Genomic DNA, 15,802 nt, shown 5'->3' on the forward strand with positions numbered 1-15,802 from the left:
AACTGCAATTTATTCGATAATACGCTCTATTTATACGAATATTTATATATGTAGAAAGTGATAAAATTCGTCATAAGTGATTCATTCAAATTGTGCAAAAAAATTTTCTTCCTCCACAAGACCTGCAACAAATTGTGCGAAATTAGATGCAATAAAAGTGACTTCAAAATCGCCTTCTTGATCTACATGAACTACAGCTGGCTCTCCTTCACTATCCAATTGTCGATAGTCTAGAAATAATAAATCATGTCCTGCTGATGGCGTATCCGCAATGACTATTAATATATTAGGATAATTATATTCCGTTAACCAAAAGGTCCTTCCTAAACTGCCACATCGTGCGTTTGCTTTACGTTTACCAATACTAAATAAGCCTAAAATTTGTATATGTGCATCATCCCAATCTTCACTTTCTAATGGATAGATGGTTTGTTTTGGCACACCTCCATTATGTTTTTTCATAAAATCGATATACGTTTTAGGCAATGGATAACCTAATCGTTGTTCCACTTCATTAATCGTTTTGTCTGTTGGATATTCATCTTCGTACGATGCTACCCATGTTAGCGTGTGCTACCTCCTATTAGCTGTAGTGCCATAAAAAAAGCACATCTCAAGTTGAAATGTGCTTTTTTTTACTATTCTACTTCTTTTTTAGACCAAATTGTTGCAATTATCGGTCCTGAAATATTATGCCAAACAGCTCCAAATGTACTTGGTAATGCGGCAAGCGGTCCTAAATGTGCGGTAGCTAATGCTACACCTAATCCTGAATTTTGCATACCTACTTCAATTGCAAGCGCACGTTGGTCGCTTAATTTTAAACCAAATAATTTGCCGATATAATATCCTAATATCAACCCAAAACTATTGTGTAAAAATACAGCAATAAACACTAAAAAGCCTGCTGTTGCAATTTTCTCCTGATTGGCAGATACTACTGCACCAACAATTACGATAATGGCCATAACCGAAATTAAAGGTACAATCGCAATGCTCTTTCGGATTACTGTTGGCGCTACCTTTTGCGCAATGATACCTAATATAATTGGGAATATAATGACTTGAATAATCATAATAAACATAGACTTAGCATCCACTGGCATCCATTGCCCTGCAAACAGCAATAATAATAATGGCGTCATAATAGGTGCAAGCAATGTAGAAACAGACGTCATAGTAATGGATAATGGTACATTCCCTTTAGCCAAATATACCATCACATTTGAAGCTGTCCCTCCTGGCACAGAGCCTAGTAATACAAGCCCAGCTGCTAATTCTGGTGGCAAACGTAATAAATAAGCGATAGCTACAGCTGTTAATGGCATGATTGTAAATTGTGCTACCACCCCTATTAATACAGCTAGTGGTCGTGTTAAGACTAATTTGAAATCTGCGCCGCTTAATGTTAGCCCCATCCCAAACATTACAACACCTAGTAAAATCGAAATATAGGCCCCGAACGGGAGAAAAGGGGTTGGGAATAAATAAGCTGTGATTGCCATGATCATGACAAGAAGTGCAAAATACTTTCCTGCTAGTTGACTAATTTTTGCTAGTACTTTCATACAGGGTCCACCTTTATAATCTTGCCTGGGTTCATAATATTATTGGGGTCTAATGTTTGTTTAATACTAGCCATCACATCATAGGCTGCCCCATGTTCTTTACGTTGATATTTTTGTTTACCTACACCTACACCATGCTCGCCTGTGCAAGTACCATTTTTGGATAAAGCATATTCTACAATCGCTTCATTCAAAGCATTCGCTCGTGCTACTTCATCTGTATTTTTCATATCTACCATTACAAGCGCATGAAAATTACCGTCTCCAACATGCCCTAATAAGCCACCTGCTAGTTGATACTTTGTCAGCTGCTCACGCGCATGATGAATAGCATGCGCTAATTCTGAAATAGGTACACAAACATCTGTCACCATCATCTTTTTACCTTTATGTGAATGAATATAGGAATACGCTAAATTATGTCTTGCTGTCCATAACTGATTGCGTGCTGCTGTATCTGTTTCAAAAATAATTTCTGTACAACCTGCGTCTTGCATAAGTTCCGTTGTAAATGCTACATCTTGAGCCAAACCTGCTTCATTCCCGTGGAATTCTAAAAACAATGTTGGCTTCTCTGCAAAACTCGTTTCATTATGAGCATTCACTTGGCGAATAGACTCTTCATCGACTAACTCTACTCGTGCAATAGGAATACCTACTTGTAATACGCTCGTTACTGCCTCCACTGCTTCTTCTACAGTGTTAAATGTGGCGCGAGCAGCCGTTTCAAATTCTGGGATACCGTAAACACGTAACGTTAATTCTGTAAAGCAACCTAATGTCCCTTCAGACCCTGTAAATAAACCATTCAAATGATAACCAGATGCAGATTTTGCGGCTAGACTACCCGTATGTATCACTGTACCGTCCGCCAAAACAACTTCTAAATCTCTTACTTGGTCACGCATTACACCGTAGCGTACAGCAGTTGTACCACTTGCATTTGTGGCAACCATGCCTCCTAAAGTCGCATCTGCTCCAGGGTCAACAGAGAAAAATAACCCATGTTGTTTTAATGCTTGATTAAGTTGTGTGCGTGTCACGCCTGGTTGTACCACAACTAATAAATCCTCTGGTTGTATGGCAATAATTTTATCCATTAATGAAAAATCAATCGTAATGCCGTTATCATATGGGATAATATGCCCTTCTAAACTAGAGCCCCGACCAAAAGGCACAACAGGGATTTTATGCGTATTAGCATATTGTAAAATACGACTCACTTCTTCCGTTGTTTTAGGGAATACTACCACATCTGGTTTAGCTACGTCATGATACGACTCATCTTGGCTATGTTGTTCTAAAATTGTTTCATTAATACTTACTTGCTCTTCACTTAATAACTCTTTTAATTGATTAATCATCGTTGTCATCTCCTAAATAGTAGAAAATGAATGAGGCATGGCTGTTGCCTCCCTCATTCATATTTATGTTGTCATTTAAACTGTCGCTGTTTCTGGCATCATTTTTTCCACTATAATGGTATTAATAGCGTTAATATATGCCATGGCACTTGCCATCATAATGTCGGTATGTGTTGCCTTAGCGAGATAAGTTTCTCCTTCGTAAGCTACTTGGATTTTCACCTTACCTAACGCCTCTTTACCACGTGAGACGCTACTAATGTTATATTCTACAAGTTTTGTTTCGATTTCTGTCATCTCTGTAATGGCTGTGTATAATGCAGCAATTGGGCCCGAACCACTTGCGCTATGTTTAATTATAGCTTCACCTTTACGTAATTTGACACTTGCTGATGGGAAAATACTATTACTAATCACTTGTAAGTCTTCAATTTCATAGAAATAATCGCTATATGTTGTTTCTGTCGCCATATTATGCTTTTTAAAATAATCTTCTACTAGGACGTAAAGGTCATGATTGTATACTTCTTTTTTAGCATCTGCTAATGTTAGGAAGTTTTCAAATACACCTTCAAACTGCTCTGCTGTTAAATCAAGATTCAATTTTTCAAGCGCATTTTTTACCGCATGTCGTCCTGAGCGCGCGGTTAGTACTAACTCCATATCGTCCAAACCTACTGCTGTTGGGCTAATAATTTCATAAGCATCACGAGATTTCAGCAGACCATCTTGGTGAATACCTGATGAGTGCGCAAAGGCGTTATCACCTGTAATTGCTTTGTTGACTTGAACATCTAATCCCATGAAGCTACTTACTAAACGAGATGTATTCATAATTTCTTTTGCATTAATATTCGTTTGTGCCCCGTACACTTTATCTCTTGTAATCATGGCCATTACGACTTCTTCTAACGCTGCATTACCTGCACGTTCACCAATACCGTTAATCGTACACTCTACCTTATCAGCACCATTCTTCACAGCAGCTAACGTATTAGCCGTAGCCATCCCTAAGTCATTATGGCAATGCACACTTAGTAAAACCTTGTCATTTAAATTTTTCATGCGATCATTTAATTTATAAATCATCTCGCCAAACTCTTGAGGCTCTGCATATCCTACTGTATCCGGAACGTTAATCATTGTTGCCCCTGCTTTCATCACAGCTTCAATAGTTGACCATAAATATTCAAAGTCTGAGCGAGAAGCATCTTCCGTTGAATACTGTACTTCATTTGTTAATGTCTTAGCGTACTTTACAGCATCAACACCAATTTGAAGGATTTGGTCTTTAGATTTATTAAACTTCTTTTCTACATGAATATCTGATGTACCAAGTACAATATGAATCATCGGATTATTCGCATATTTCACACTATTATAAACAGCATCAATGTCTTGTTTTACTGCACGAGCAAGAGCTGTAATCATAATATCACTTGTATTACCAACTTGTTTTGCCACTTCCATTACAGCATTAAAGTCACCTGTTGAAGATGCGGGGAAACCAGCTTCAATAATATCGACTTGTAATTTTTTAAGCTGTTTAGCTACTTCTACTTTTTCATATAAATTTAATTTTGCACCTGGCACTTGCTCTCCATCTCTTAGCGTCGTATCAAATACCCAAATTTTTCTCGTCATCATCATCTACTCCTTATTTAATCAATATAAATAAAAAAGCCCCGCCTCTATATCACTATAGAGACGAGACATAGCTCGCGGTACCACTCTAATTAGCCAATTATTATTGGCTCACCTTAAACCTACAACTTATAAATTGTAGCTTCTCGTTAACGGGAGAAAGTCGACACAGCCTACGTAAACTTCATTCGGTGTGTTTGCTCATGGATGAGTTCAAAAGAGATAACGTTCAGTTTGCACCAACCACTGACTCTCTTAGCGCTTATCTTACTTTTTACTAGTTCCAATCAACGCAGATATAATTGAATTAATTGCAATACTATATCGAATTATCAAAAAAGTCAATCTATTATTATGATTATTTTATTAAAATTTACCGCTTTGCCACTTTACGAACATTTTTGAGCAATAATCGTTATAAAAGATAGCTTTCTCTCCAAACTGTATTGAAAGCTATAATTCTATACATTTTTTATTTATAATCATGTGTAGCAAGGACAAAACAAAGGAGTTTAAAATGAAGCGAAAAATCCTCTATATTATTCCTATTATTTTAATCGTTAGTTGCATTTTTTTGTTATTTTATGATAACAAAAAACTGACGATTATGATTGATCCGGGGCATGGAGACCAAGACCCTGGCACTATTAGTATACATGGTACTTATGAAAAAGATATTAATTTATCGCTAGCTAAAAAGACAGCTGAAACACTTGCTAAACAGGGTCACACCATTATTTTAACGCGTCATGAAGATACCACTATGTCATTAAAAGAACGTTATCAATTAGCTAATGAAAAACAAGTTGACTTATTTATTAGTGTACATGCTAATGCCATTGAAAATAAACCAGACATCCATGGTATGCAAGTATTATATTATCCTGATGAAACAAATCGTAATGAAGTTTTAGCGTCCGAAATGCTGAAATCTTTGCTCACTACAACTAATGCTGTTGATAAGGGAGCCATTGCGCGCCCCGATTTGGCCGTATTGCGCGGTACAAGGATGCCATCCTTATTGATTGAAAGTGGCTTTTTAACTAATGCACAAGAAGCAACACGTTTAGAAGATCCAAACTATCAACAAAAAATCGCTGATGGTGTAGCACAAGCTGTTCAACATTATTTTGATGAAGAACTTATTGTGAAAAATCAAAAATAACACTAGCCCATGACAAGAAAAATAGTGTCATGGGCTAGTGTCTTATTTTCTTCGCATAATTAAACGCGAACCATCATTAGCTTCTACTTCCACTTTAAACTTTTGCAAAATAGTGATAAAAGGAGCCACACCAATAGCACGAATCATCTGCATAGCCGTGCGAAGTGTCAATCCTGCTTTTTGTGCATACATTGTGGCTACAGATGGTGTGAGTGTATCTTTACCATCCGTAATTGGTAAAGGAGCTGCTTTACCTAGAGGGCGCAATACAATAGCTAATGCACCTTCAATAATAATAGTTGTATTTTCCTGTTTAAGTGCTTGTTGCAAATGTGCCTTGGTTGTTACAACGTTATACATATCTTCACCTCATTGTAAGTAGGGGGTAATGGCGCGCCATAGAACTACTTTTTCGTCAAATGTTTTATTATACTTCCCCGGGACAGGGCTAGATGAGGGGAGTTGTGTATAGAAGCGATGCTGCAAAATCGAAAAGCCCAAATGTTTTTTAAAGACAGCTTGAGCCTTTGTGCCATTAAAAAAGATCGCTTCAATCTGAGGATACGTAGCAAATAGCCAAACAAAATCGTTAGGTACTTCATTTTTTATTTTTGTATCTAGACTGCCCTCTCGCTCACAGGATTGAATAGCATCCCATAAGCCAATACGATGTCGCTTAAGCCATATAAGGCGTTGTTCATACTGTTCTGGTACTTCTTCATTAACAATTTGAGCAATGATTGGCCAAAAATGATTGCGTGGGTGACCATAATATTGCGCTTTTTCTAGTGACTGCACACCTGGCATAGAACCTATAATCATCACTTTAGTTTGTTGGTTCACTAATGGTGGCAGCACATTTTTTAGTATGTTATTCACGATTATATTCCATTCCCATTGATTCTGGTTCCGCTGCTTCAAACCCAAATTTCTCATATAAATGATGCGCTGGTTTATCCGCTATTAACGAAACAAAGGCTTTTTTATTAATATTCGTATCCAAATATTGTTTAATTTCCTTCATAATAATTTTACCTAAACCATTGCCTTGCTCATCAGGGTGTACAGCAATATCAACGACAAAATATGCCGTACCACCATCTCCTATAACACGCCCCATACCGATTAATTCATTATTTTCATTGCGCAAAGTAACAGAAAAATAGCTGTTATCTAAACCTTGTTGCACATAATTAGCATCTCTCTCTCCCATCCCTGCTAATTTACGTAATCTTATATATTCTTCAACACTTGGTACATCATGTACGATTTTCATTATATCATCTCCTTCTATTCAAGCGCTTTGCTTGAATATTATGTGTAAAAAACGTATCGTTACAGTATGGGGCAATATTATGACACTCCCCCCAAACATCATACGCAAAGTTACTTTTAACCGTTTCAAACCTGCTTATAGCAGGTTTTTTTTCATACTAAATGCTCATCGTTATTACTCCTAATATAACGCTATTGTGGCATTGTCAGCCTAGTTATAGTCTTATAAACTTATGAGGAAATGGAGGTTTTATTATAAAAAAGTATAAATCATTATGGAAACTGATTGGTGTTGTCATCATACCAATTGCCCTATTATTTCTCTATACGGCGTCACATCTTTCTGACTTTAACCCGTTCCAAGAAAAAATCGAACAATTACAGCATGAAAATGAAACATTAGCTAGTGAAGCCAACCAAAAAACGATGTTATATCCCTTCCTTAATCACCAAGCACTCTGGCTTAAACCTGCTATCGCGAATGAAGAGAGTCAATTCATTGCTTATGACAAGAAAAATAATAAAGTCGCTCATACACACCCATACGCCTCTGATATTTTCCAACGTTTCATTTATACGTATGAAAATCATTTATTCACTTTTATTACAAAAGATGAGGCCCTCCATGCGTACACATATAATGGCAATAAAGTACAAAAACTCTCCTTACCTCAACTTAAAGTGGAAGATTATTTAGAACAAGCATCACGAACAGATCAAGGCACAATCTATGTGCTAGCAAAAGATGAAGTTGGACAAAGTGTGGCAGTGGCTATTAAAGGAGATAAAGTAGCAACCATAAACCTACAAGACATATTACAACTACCTACCTTAACAGATGTTGCGTTTAGTGTTTTCACAGACCTCCCTATTATTGAAGCGAAAAATTATGAAGGAGAGTCATTCATCTATGGCTTTAGTTTTGATGCATCTTTTCAGGCAAAAAAAGCAAGTGCTACTAGCTTTGAAGGCATCGCTGAAGTAGAGGCACAGCTTTATCATCAAGGCATAACTATTGAACAGGAAAGTAATGATATTGTTGCACTTAATGTATTAAGCAACACAGCAACTAAAATCCCCTTACCTATTTATTTTCCTAAAGTAATGCCCTTAAACACAGAAAATTATCTTGTGGTAGGACAAGCTAACTTTCAAGCAGATGGTCAAATTAAAGCTATGATTATTTCCGCTACAGGAGATAGGATTAAAGAAATACCTGAGGCATCTACTTTATTTGGCTCGTATAAAGAAAGCAACATTTCTGCAAATATTATGGATAATACCTTGTATATCGCCTCTGAATCTAGAGCCGCTACTATTCACCTACAAACAGATGAAATAATGATATTTACCGATAAAGACCGACAACATTATTTTGAAACGCAAATGAATGATAATACCAAAGAAATAGCGCAATTAGAGAGCGATGGTAAGTCATGGAGTTGGTATAAGTTTAAAACATTTTTATTCCATGAAACACGCGGACAAATTTTACTTGTCAATGTGGGTGTTTTTGTCTTTATTATTTCCATTGTATTATTTGCTGCCGCTATTAATTATCGCCGCACTAAAGAAGCACAATATCAAGAAGCCATTATGGTAGAGGCTGTTGTTACGGATGTGATTTCTCCTGAACGCATCCATTTGCCTTATAAAATTACAGTGAATTTTACGTATGATAATGTGTTACTAGAAGGTATGGTTGATTTAATGCCAGAGGAACACTTTGTGCCAGATGTTGGTGAACATATTATGATTGCTTATCATCCTACAAGTAAAAAAATATTTTTAGTCACTTGAGAGATGTTTAAAACATCTCTCTTGACTTTTATATCAGCTGTAACTATTATAGTTACATACAGGTGGTGAGCATATGATTAACACACGTTTTTCTGTCGCGATTCATATTATTTCATTAATTGCATCCAATCCGCATGAGGCAATGTCTTCTGAATGGATTGCAGGTAGTGTCAATACGAATCCCGTAGTTATTCGTCGCATCACTGGTCTTTTAAAGAGAGCAGGTATTGTTGATACAGTACCTGGTGTTGCTGGCATAACATTAAAAAAATGCCCAAGTGAAATTACATTGTTAGATATTTATCATGCTGTCATTTCAGATGATGCTTTATTTTCCATCCATGACGAAACAAATCCCAATTGTTTAGTTGGTCGTAACATTCAAGCTACACTCGATGATAAATTTCAACAAGCACAACACGCAATGGAAGCGGAACTTGCAAAGACCTCAGTGGCAGACGTAGTAACACAGTTAAAAAAATAGTCGGTTAATAGGCTATTGTTTTTCATATCCTACTTGTAACTAATATAATCACATGTTAACTGTATGTGTTTAAAAGGAGTTTATCATTTTATGAACGAAAAAACAATTGGCCTTGTGATTGCTCGGGTTATTTTAGGTATTACATTTGCTTTACATGGGCTAGCCAAATTTCAAGATGGTATTAATGGTACAGCAGAATTTTTTAGCAGTGTTGGTATCCCTTCATTCTTAGCATACATTGTAGCTGGTATTGAGTTAGTTGGCGGTATTTTAATGGTGCTTGGTATATTTACTAAAGTTGTTGCTGCATTACTCATTGTAATTATGTTAGGTGCAATTGGCACAGTAAAATATAGCATGGGCTTTTTAGATGGTTTTGAACTTGATTTAGCGTTATTAGCATTAGCTGTTGTAGCATTTACAACGAACTCATGGACACAATGGTTTGCTTTTACACCTCCTACAAAAGCAGAGTAAGATTAGGTATTTAAAAAAAGCGAAAACCATTTATCGCTTGCTCACTATGTTGAGTAGTGTATATCTGCTTATATTAAAAAATGTTAGACCTGTATAATTGGTCTAACATTTTTTCGTGCTTTTTCCCTCTATCATGTTATGCCTTATAAAGTAGTGATTTTTTGGTCATTAATATGCAATGTTTTTGTTGCATGTCGTTGTAAAAAATAAGCATCATGAGATACGAATATAATCGTCGCCTCATACCCCTCCATAAATTGAGATAGCGCGTCTAATGTTTGAATATCTAAAAAATTCGTTGGTTCATCTAATAATAAAATATTGTATTCACCTAAAAATAATTCACATAAACGTAATCGCATAGCCTCGCCACCGCTTAATGTTTGTACATTTTGTGTGAGGTCATGTAACGCCATACGATGCAGCACCGCGCGCACTAATTTTTCAGGTTGGGTTGTACGGTTTTTTACGTAATGATAAACGGTTTCCACTTGTGCAAAACGATAGCTATGTTGAGTAAAGTAGCCTATCTTTGCTTTAGGTGAAATAGTAATTTGCGCATGCCCTTCATAAATATGCCGAAGCAATGTACTCTTGCCACAACCATTAGGACCTGTAATGGCTACATGCTCTCCTAATAGAATCTGAAACTGCCCTTCTGTAATTAATGTACGCTCACCTGCTGTAAGAGTTAATGCTTGTGCTACGATTGGTGTTTTATTGTGCAATTGTAGCGCTGTTGGTGTATGAAACATAATCGCTTGTTCTTGTTGATTGTCACTTACTTCAGGCAGACGTTCTAAACGCTGTTGAATCGCTTTCGCAGCCCTTTGTATGGATTTTTCACTTGTGCCTTTTGATTTTGTCTCAAACATACGGTTTGCTTTTGCCTTTTTCTCTGACTTGCTCATACTTTTACTTGTGGCTAATTTTTGCGCTTTTTTCTTCTTTTCTTCTACTGCGCTTGTCAAGCGTGCTTTTTCTTTTTGATATATCAAATATTGCTCATGTTGCTGTTGTTTTTGCAGTGCTTTTTGTTGCTCATAGTCACTATAATTCCCTTGATATACTGTAACCTTACCATCATCTATTTCCCATATTGTTGTTACCATATCATCTAAAAAAGCACGGTCATGACTTACTACTAATAATGCGCCATAATAATAAGCTAGCTTCTCACGTAACAATGTCTTTCCTTGTTGGTCTAAGTGCGTGGTTGGTTCATCTAATAATAACAGTGCATAATATTGGCTAAATAAATCTGCTAGTTTCCACTTTGTTTGTTCTCCACCACTATGCATACCTTGTACATTAAATTCACTAAGTAATTTGCCATCTACTTCATATGTTTCCGGCAGTGTGGCTTGTGCGAATAACTTGCTCTGTGCGTATTGGGATGCGATATATTGTAATAATGTACTTTTCCCTGCACCATTTTTACCTACAATACCAATGCGGTCAAAGTCTTGAATAATCAGTTGATCAATAGTAAGAATTAGTTTATCTTGACGAGTTAATTGTTGAGATGTAATTTGAATTGTCATTTTTGCTACCTCCGAAATCGTATTTCGTATCAGTAGCGTTGTACTGATACGTGTCGTTTATGAAGCAACACGTATCAGCTAAATAATAATGTCATCATATCGTTATTCCTCCTTAATAAAAAAAGAGTACGCAAAAATGCGCACTCAAAAAGAATAAACGTATTGCCATTCAAACGTCCACTCTTTCTAAATTAACGCACACTAAAGAAACCGCTGTTTACGGTTAATAGGCGTTAAATTAGAAGTATAGTGGTAATGCCATTTGAATCGCTCCTTCATTAAAGTAGTATCTTTACCCTAAAATAAAACATAAGCATTGTCAAGATTAAAGATAACTTTGTATTTTGGCTGCCACTTGTTGTGCTGTCACACGATAAGTAGCCAAATCGCCCACCTCATGCTCGCCAACACAAATACTTTCTAGCGCCATGTTAAAAAGAGAAATGTCATTTGCATCATTGCCAAATGCAATAAACTCTGTAATACCTAGCTTTTGTAAGCCTTGATATTTTGTTACACCTTGTGGACTAATATCTAAAATATTTTCACCATGATGAATGTTAATTTCTACTGGTAAATGGCGTAATTGCTCCACAATATGGTCGTCTATCGTAAATAAGATCAGTTTTACAACTTCAGATAACGCTGTCAAATCTGCACGACGTGTTGCTACCTGCCATACGTCAATATTTTTCCACAGGCTATGTTCTTCATCACCTGTAAAAGCATAATCCCAAGAGGAGTCTGCCAAATAAGTAAGCTCATAATCATTAATTAAATTTTGCAAATCTTGTAAACATGAAAAAGCCTCAACCTCTGTCGTGTCCTGTTGTTTAACAATAGCGCCATTGCCACCAATCATGGATAAATCCTGCATCCATGTTGGAATTACAGGGTAAATATCGCGAATGGGGCGGGCTGAAGCAATAATGATAGTATGCCCTGCTTGTTGCAATGCTTGTAAACTATCCGTAATAGCCGTCGTTAATGGCTGCCCTTTAAAACAAATCGTGCCATCTAAATCAAATACAAAGTTCATCATTTACCTCTAACTGCTTAGCATGTGCCAAAGCTTCATTCAAGTACTGCTGAGCTAAACCATTCTCAAATTGGTCAAGTGAGCATGGTAGCTCATCTTCATCAAGCACAAAACATTGCCCATCTGGTAATACTAAAACATCGACAATCCAATCATCAAACTGTACCATGTCAGCTGTAATCGTTGTAGCGCCAACAATATTGTAATAAGCACCGATATAAGTTTGATTTCTAAACCAAATGTATAAATTATATGGGCGATCGATCCAGTAATAAGCATAGGTAATATCGCCTTGCTCAATAGTTAATGAAGCGTCCTCTACATTCATAGTGAAAGCTACTTCATTATAATGCACTAGTTTTAATGCCCTTTCTGTTTGCTGTATACGAGTCGTTTTCACATCTACAGTAGTACCATCATAACGCACTTTGCGCTCAATCATTTTGCCCACTCTTCAGCTAATATAGCGTAGTAATATTCGTCCCACCACTCATCTTTATAAGGGATACACTTTTTAAAGAAAGCCTCTCGTCTCATACCAATCTTCTCCATAATGCGGTAAGAACCAATATTTTCGGGTTGGCATGTGGCTACTATACGATGTAATTTTTGCGTCGCAAAACCATAATCAACAACGGCTTGCGCTGCTTCTGTAGCAAAACCTTTATGATAATAATCAGGATTGAATACCCAACCAATCTCATACGTATGCCCACCAAAATAGTCAATAAATGAAATATGGCCAATCACTTTATCTTCATATTGCACGGCAAACATATCTTTCTTTTGTACAAATTGTTTCGCTTCTTCCTCAGTAAATACATCCTCTGGTAAGTAATGCATCACAGCCTCTTGTGATGTATAAGCTAAGACATCTTGCCAATCTGATGCCTGAAAAGCTCTAATTTTTAAACGTTTTGTTGTAATCAACATTATCACCTCTTACTTATTATACTAAAGAGACACCTGTTGTTGACATGTAGTTGCTACCTTTTTGCTGTTTACATTGCTTTTTTAAATGGCTGGCGCATGCTGCAATCTCAAATGTGTTTTCAAAAAATGTATCAATAATTCCAGCAATGGATACTGAAAGTAAGGGATAAACTTCCTCCACACCATGTCGATTTTTGCTTACAATATAGTTTCGTTGTTGGTCCTGCTCATGATATAAGTGATATACAGCCTCATCAAATAACGTGATAAACTGTGTTGTCACCATTTGCACTTCTTCTGCATCCATAATAACAATAAAATCATCGCCACCGATATGACCAATGAAAGCTGTTGATGGTACAACCATTTTTAGTAGTTTTGCGACTAATTTAATAACAACATCACCTTTTTCAAAACCGTATACGTCATTAAAAGGTTTAAAGTTATCTAAGTCAAAATATAATACTGCATATGATTTTTGTTGATATAAACATTGCTCCAATTCTCGCTCAATCAATAAGTTACCTGGCAACTCTGTTAAAGGATTTAATTGCTTGGCATTGTCGCGCTCAATTTGAATCGTCTTTTCTAGTAAATCTTTTACCGTCACAATACCAAGATATTTCCCCTCTTTTGTTACAGTAATAAAATCGTATAATTCATCGACACTTCGATTCATCGCTTTCTTTGCTACTACATCGATAGGCATTAAATAATCGACAGCTAAAAACTGTTTAGCCATAATATGGCGCACAGAACGTTTAGCAAATAGACTATACCCATACTGACCACTCATCTTCTCGTGTACGCGCCTTCTTGTAATAACGCCTATGACTTTATGGTCTTGTGTAATACAAAAGCCTGGTAAAGCTACATCTTGTTTTAATTTGGCATCTACTGCATCTAGTAAATGGGCAGGCTGTATAGCTGGTAAAAAAGTAGTAATCGAATGGATCGTAATATCCGATATACGTACACCTGGCATATTATTACGCTTAGCATTTGCCTTTTGTACGATTTGAATAAATGTAGGTGTAATAGGTTGAATCATTGCTTGCGGACGTTGAATGAAATATCCTTGCCCGTAATGTACACCTAAATCAATTAACTTTAAAAGTTCGCCTTCTGTTTCAATGCCTTCAGCAATTAATAATGTATTAGACATGCTCGCAAAATCGCACATACTCTTAACTAAAGAATGTTTTGTGGTATCTCGGTCAATATCTCTTATTAAATTCATATCTAATTTAATAAAATGTGGCTTAATATCTGAAATCATATTTAAACCTGAGTAACCTGCACCAGCATCATCAATTGCTATGCGATACTCTTGTTCTTTATAATGATCTACCGTTTTTCGGAAATCGGTAATATTGTCTACTGCCTCTCGCTCTGTAATTTCAAAGACAATATTTTCAGACTGCAAAGCATAATTTTGTAAATACGCTTTTGTAAAACCTGTCCGAAATTTGCGATCATGCATCACATTAGGATTAACATTTAAAAAAAGTTTTCCTTGTATTTGCTGTGCTGCTGCCGCTTCTAACGCCTTTGAACGACAAAGTTGCTCTAACTCCCATACTTTATTAAAATGTTTAGCACTTGTAAACAAAATCTCTGGGTTTTGCATTTCTTTAGGGCCTCTACTTAGTGCCTCATACCCAATAGTTTGCCCATCTCGTAACGAAACAATGGGTTGAAATACTGTAGTAATTGTTTCATTTTGTAATACTGCAAGGAATTGCTCCTTGTATGCTTCATAAGCTGCCATATGAGTGTCCGCTCCTCAATTGTGTTATATCATAAGTATGACCTACAAAAGCACTATTCATATTAAATTCATGTAAAATTACTGTAAATCACTAAAAAAAGACATGCCTCAATCGACATGTCTTTTCCTATTATAGAATACACTACTCATACATTAAAATGGCCACTCTTCACGTAAAACACCCATGCGAACGGAATCATAATACTGTCCTTCAAATAAACGTACTTTACGAATGCGAGCCTCTTCACGCATGCCAAGCTTCTCACCAACACGTATCATACGCTCATTACCAGACCACGTTGTGAAACCTACTCGCACTAAAGGTATTGTCGTAAAGAGCTGCGTCATCCATTTTGTTAAAGCTACCGTGCCAATACCTTTGCCCCAATGCTTTGCCTCATGTAAAACAATGCCTACCTCTAACCACAGAGAAGGCTCATGCTCCCAGTAATACGTCACAATACCACACACTTCTTCATTCACTGTAACAACCCAAATATCATCTGCATGACACCATGTCTCCCCTTGCGGTAAAAAAGCCTCATACGTCATCGGCTGATGCGGGAAATAAGGGGCATCCCAACGTTTCCACTCTGGTGCTTGCTCTTTATAAATGAGCTCCCATAACAAAAATAAGTCATTTTTTTGAATGGGGCGAATCGCCACTTTATTCATACTCGTCCTCTTTTCATTAGTCGTTTGTCTATAACGATTGAAAAGAGTCAGTTGACTACTTTT

At 36.6% G+C, this 15,802-nt stretch carries 16 protein-coding genes, 1 pseudogene and 1 other annotated feature; of the genes and pseudogenes, 4 read left to right on the forward strand and 13 right to left on the reverse strand.

The window, feature by feature from the left end; all coding sequences use genetic code 11:
* Positions 1 to 81 precede the first annotated feature (81 nt).
* The 4 genes and pseudogenes from IEW44_RS10315 to IEW44_RS10330 form a co-directional block, all read right to left on the reverse strand.
* Positions 82 to 522, reverse strand: a pseudogene (locus tag IEW44_RS10315) (SMI1/KNR4 family protein); the annotation flags it as partial.
* 116 nt (positions 523 to 638) lie between these two features.
* Positions 639 to 1,568, reverse strand: coding sequence for a bile acid:sodium symporter family protein (locus tag IEW44_RS10320; protein ID WP_188614969.1), 930 nt, complete (start codon positions 1,566 to 1,568; stop codon positions 639 to 641).
* Positions 1,565 to 2,941, reverse strand: a complete 1,377-nt coding sequence (locus IEW44_RS10325; RefSeq protein WP_188614970.1) for an FAD-binding oxidoreductase — start codon at positions 2,939 to 2,941, stop codon at positions 1,565 to 1,567. Before IEW44_RS10325 ends, IEW44_RS10320 begins: the two co-directional genes overlap by 4 nt.
* A 66-nt stretch (positions 2,942 to 3,007) precedes the next feature.
* Positions 3,008 to 4,576, reverse strand: coding sequence for a 2-isopropylmalate synthase (locus IEW44_RS10330; RefSeq protein ID WP_188614971.1), 1,569 nt, complete (start codon positions 4,574 to 4,576; stop codon positions 3,008 to 3,010).
* A 56-nt stretch (positions 4,577 to 4,632) separates the two neighbouring features.
* Positions 4,633 to 4,876: a binding site (T-box leader), on the reverse strand.
* Positions 4,877 to 5,093: 217 nt separating this feature from the next.
* Here IEW44_RS10330 and IEW44_RS10335 point away from each other — a divergent pair.
* Positions 5,094 to 5,741, forward strand: coding sequence for an N-acetylmuramoyl-L-alanine amidase family protein (locus IEW44_RS10335; protein ID WP_188614972.1), 648 nt, complete (start codon positions 5,094 to 5,096; stop codon positions 5,739 to 5,741).
* Positions 5,742 to 5,783: 42 nt separating this feature from the next.
* Here IEW44_RS10335 and IEW44_RS10340 read toward each other — a convergent pair whose 3' ends face one another.
* From IEW44_RS10340 to IEW44_RS10350, 3 genes are read right to left on the reverse strand one after another with little or no spacing between them, the layout of a single operon-like run.
* Complete coding sequence (locus IEW44_RS10340; RefSeq protein ID WP_188614973.1) at positions 5,784 to 6,101, reverse strand: hypothetical protein; 318 nt, start codon at positions 6,099 to 6,101, stop codon at positions 5,784 to 5,786.
* A gap of 9 nt (positions 6,102 to 6,110) precedes the next feature.
* A complete protein-coding gene (locus IEW44_RS10345; protein WP_229704220.1) occupies positions 6,111 to 6,620 on the reverse strand; it encodes a DNA-deoxyinosine glycosylase in 510 nt (169 codons plus the stop codon).
* A complete protein-coding gene (locus IEW44_RS10350) occupies positions 6,613 to 7,017 on the reverse strand; it encodes a GNAT family N-acetyltransferase (protein WP_188614975.1) in 405 nt (134 codons plus the stop codon). The genes IEW44_RS10345 and IEW44_RS10350 overlap by 8 nt, the downstream gene beginning before the upstream one ends.
* Before the next feature lie 425 nt (positions 7,018 to 7,442).
* Between IEW44_RS10350 and IEW44_RS10355 the strand changes: the two genes are divergently transcribed.
* From IEW44_RS10355 to IEW44_RS10365, 3 genes are all read left to right on the forward strand, one after another.
* Positions 7,443 to 8,816 carry a hypothetical protein gene (locus IEW44_RS10355; RefSeq protein WP_188614976.1) on the forward strand — a complete coding sequence of 458 codons (1,374 nt, stop codon included), beginning with the start codon at positions 7,443 to 7,445 and terminating at the stop codon, positions 8,814 to 8,816.
* 73 nt (positions 8,817 to 8,889) lie between these two features.
* Positions 8,890 to 9,300, forward strand: coding sequence for an Rrf2 family transcriptional regulator (locus IEW44_RS10360; RefSeq protein WP_188614977.1), 411 nt, complete (start codon positions 8,890 to 8,892; stop codon positions 9,298 to 9,300).
* A 90-nt stretch (positions 9,301 to 9,390) separates the two neighbouring features.
* On the forward strand, positions 9,391 to 9,777 hold the full coding sequence (locus IEW44_RS10365) for a DoxX family protein (protein ID WP_188614978.1): 387 nt from the start codon (positions 9,391 to 9,393) through the stop codon (positions 9,775 to 9,777).
* A 143-nt stretch (positions 9,778 to 9,920) separates the two neighbouring features.
* On the opposite strand, the gene abc-f is transcribed toward IEW44_RS10365, so the two are convergent.
* The 6 genes from abc-f to IEW44_RS10395 form a co-directional block, all read right to left on the reverse strand.
* Positions 9,921 to 11,321, reverse strand: coding sequence for a ribosomal protection-like ABC-F family protein (abc-f, locus tag IEW44_RS10370; protein ID WP_188614979.1), 1,401 nt, complete (start codon positions 11,319 to 11,321; stop codon positions 9,921 to 9,923).
* Positions 11,322 to 11,646: 325 nt separating this feature from the next.
* Positions 11,647 to 12,360: an HAD-IIB family hydrolase gene (locus tag IEW44_RS10375; RefSeq protein WP_188614980.1), complete on the reverse strand. Its 714-nt coding sequence runs from the start codon at positions 12,358 to 12,360 to the stop codon at positions 11,647 to 11,649.
* On the reverse strand, positions 12,344 to 12,802 hold the full coding sequence (locus tag IEW44_RS10380) for a ribonuclease FAU-1 family protein (RefSeq protein WP_188614981.1): 459 nt from the start codon (positions 12,800 to 12,802) through the stop codon (positions 12,344 to 12,346). Before IEW44_RS10380 ends, IEW44_RS10375 begins: the two co-directional genes overlap by 17 nt.
* Positions 12,799 to 13,293, reverse strand: a complete 495-nt coding sequence (locus IEW44_RS10385) for a GNAT family N-acetyltransferase (RefSeq protein WP_188614982.1) — start codon at positions 13,291 to 13,293, stop codon at positions 12,799 to 12,801. The genes IEW44_RS10380 and IEW44_RS10385 overlap by 4 nt, the downstream gene beginning before the upstream one ends.
* Before the next feature lie 16 nt (positions 13,294 to 13,309).
* On the reverse strand, positions 13,310 to 15,064 hold the full coding sequence (locus tag IEW44_RS10390) for a GGDEF domain-containing protein (protein ID WP_188614983.1): 1,755 nt from the start codon (positions 15,062 to 15,064) through the stop codon (positions 13,310 to 13,312).
* Between the two features lie 153 nt (positions 15,065 to 15,217).
* Complete coding sequence (locus IEW44_RS10395) at positions 15,218 to 15,739, reverse strand: GNAT family N-acetyltransferase (RefSeq protein ID WP_188614984.1); 522 nt, start codon at positions 15,737 to 15,739, stop codon at positions 15,218 to 15,220.
* Positions 15,740 to 15,802 lie beyond the last annotated feature (63 nt).

It is taken from the genome of Lysinibacillus alkalisoli, from assembly GCF_014643595.1.
Taxonomy (GTDB): Bacteria; Bacillota; Bacilli; order Bacillales_A; family Planococcaceae; genus Metalysinibacillus; species Metalysinibacillus alkalisoli.

What these genes read in the sequence shown, in the direction of transcription:
- IEW44_RS10340 (WP_188614973.1), bottom strand. Translation starts at nt 6,101, where the DNA reads ATGTATAACGTTGTAACAACCAAGGCACATTTGCAACAAGCACTTAAA.
- IEW44_RS10350 (WP_188614975.1), bottom strand. Translation starts at nt 7,017, where the DNA reads ATGAAAATCGTACATGATGTACCAAGTGTTGAAGAATATATAAGATTA.
- IEW44_RS10365 (WP_188614978.1), top strand. Translation starts at nt 9,391, where the DNA reads ATGAACGAAAAAACAATTGGCCTTGTGATTGCTCGGGTTATTTTAGGT.
- IEW44_RS10330 (WP_188614971.1), bottom strand. Translation starts at nt 4,576, where the DNA reads ATGACGAGAAAAATTTGGGTATTTGATACGACGCTAAGAGATGGAGAG.
- IEW44_RS10380 (WP_188614981.1), bottom strand. Translation starts at nt 12,802, where the DNA reads ATGATTGAGCGCAAAGTGCGTTATGATGGTACTACTGTAGATGTGAAA.
- IEW44_RS10375 (WP_188614980.1), bottom strand. Translation starts at nt 12,360, where the DNA reads ATGAACTTTGTATTTGATTTAGATGGCACGATTTGTTTTAAAGGGCAG.
- IEW44_RS10390 (WP_188614983.1), bottom strand. Translation starts at nt 15,064, where the DNA reads ATGGCAGCTTATGAAGCATACAAGGAGCAATTCCTTGCAGTATTACAA.
- IEW44_RS10325 (WP_188614970.1), bottom strand. Translation starts at nt 2,941, where the DNA reads ATGACAACGATGATTAATCAATTAAAAGAGTTATTAAGTGAAGAGCAA.
- IEW44_RS10355 (WP_188614976.1), top strand. Translation starts at nt 7,443, where the DNA reads ATGTTATATCCCTTCCTTAATCACCAAGCACTCTGGCTTAAACCTGCT.
- IEW44_RS10385 (WP_188614982.1), bottom strand. Translation starts at nt 13,293, where the DNA reads ATGTTGATTACAACAAAACGTTTAAAAATTAGAGCTTTTCAGGCATCA.
- abc-f (WP_188614979.1), bottom strand. Translation starts at nt 11,321, where the DNA reads ATGACAATTCAAATTACATCTCAACAATTAACTCGTCAAGATAAACTA.
- IEW44_RS10395 (WP_188614984.1), bottom strand. Translation starts at nt 15,739, where the DNA reads ATGAATAAAGTGGCGATTCGCCCCATTCAAAAAAATGACTTATTTTTG.
- IEW44_RS10320 (WP_188614969.1), bottom strand. Translation starts at nt 1,568, where the DNA reads ATGAAAGTACTAGCAAAAATTAGTCAACTAGCAGGAAAGTATTTTGCA.
- IEW44_RS10360 (WP_188614977.1), top strand. Translation starts at nt 8,890, where the DNA reads ATGATTAACACACGTTTTTCTGTCGCGATTCATATTATTTCATTAATT.
- IEW44_RS10335 (WP_188614972.1), top strand. Translation starts at nt 5,094, where the DNA reads ATGAAGCGAAAAATCCTCTATATTATTCCTATTATTTTAATCGTTAGT.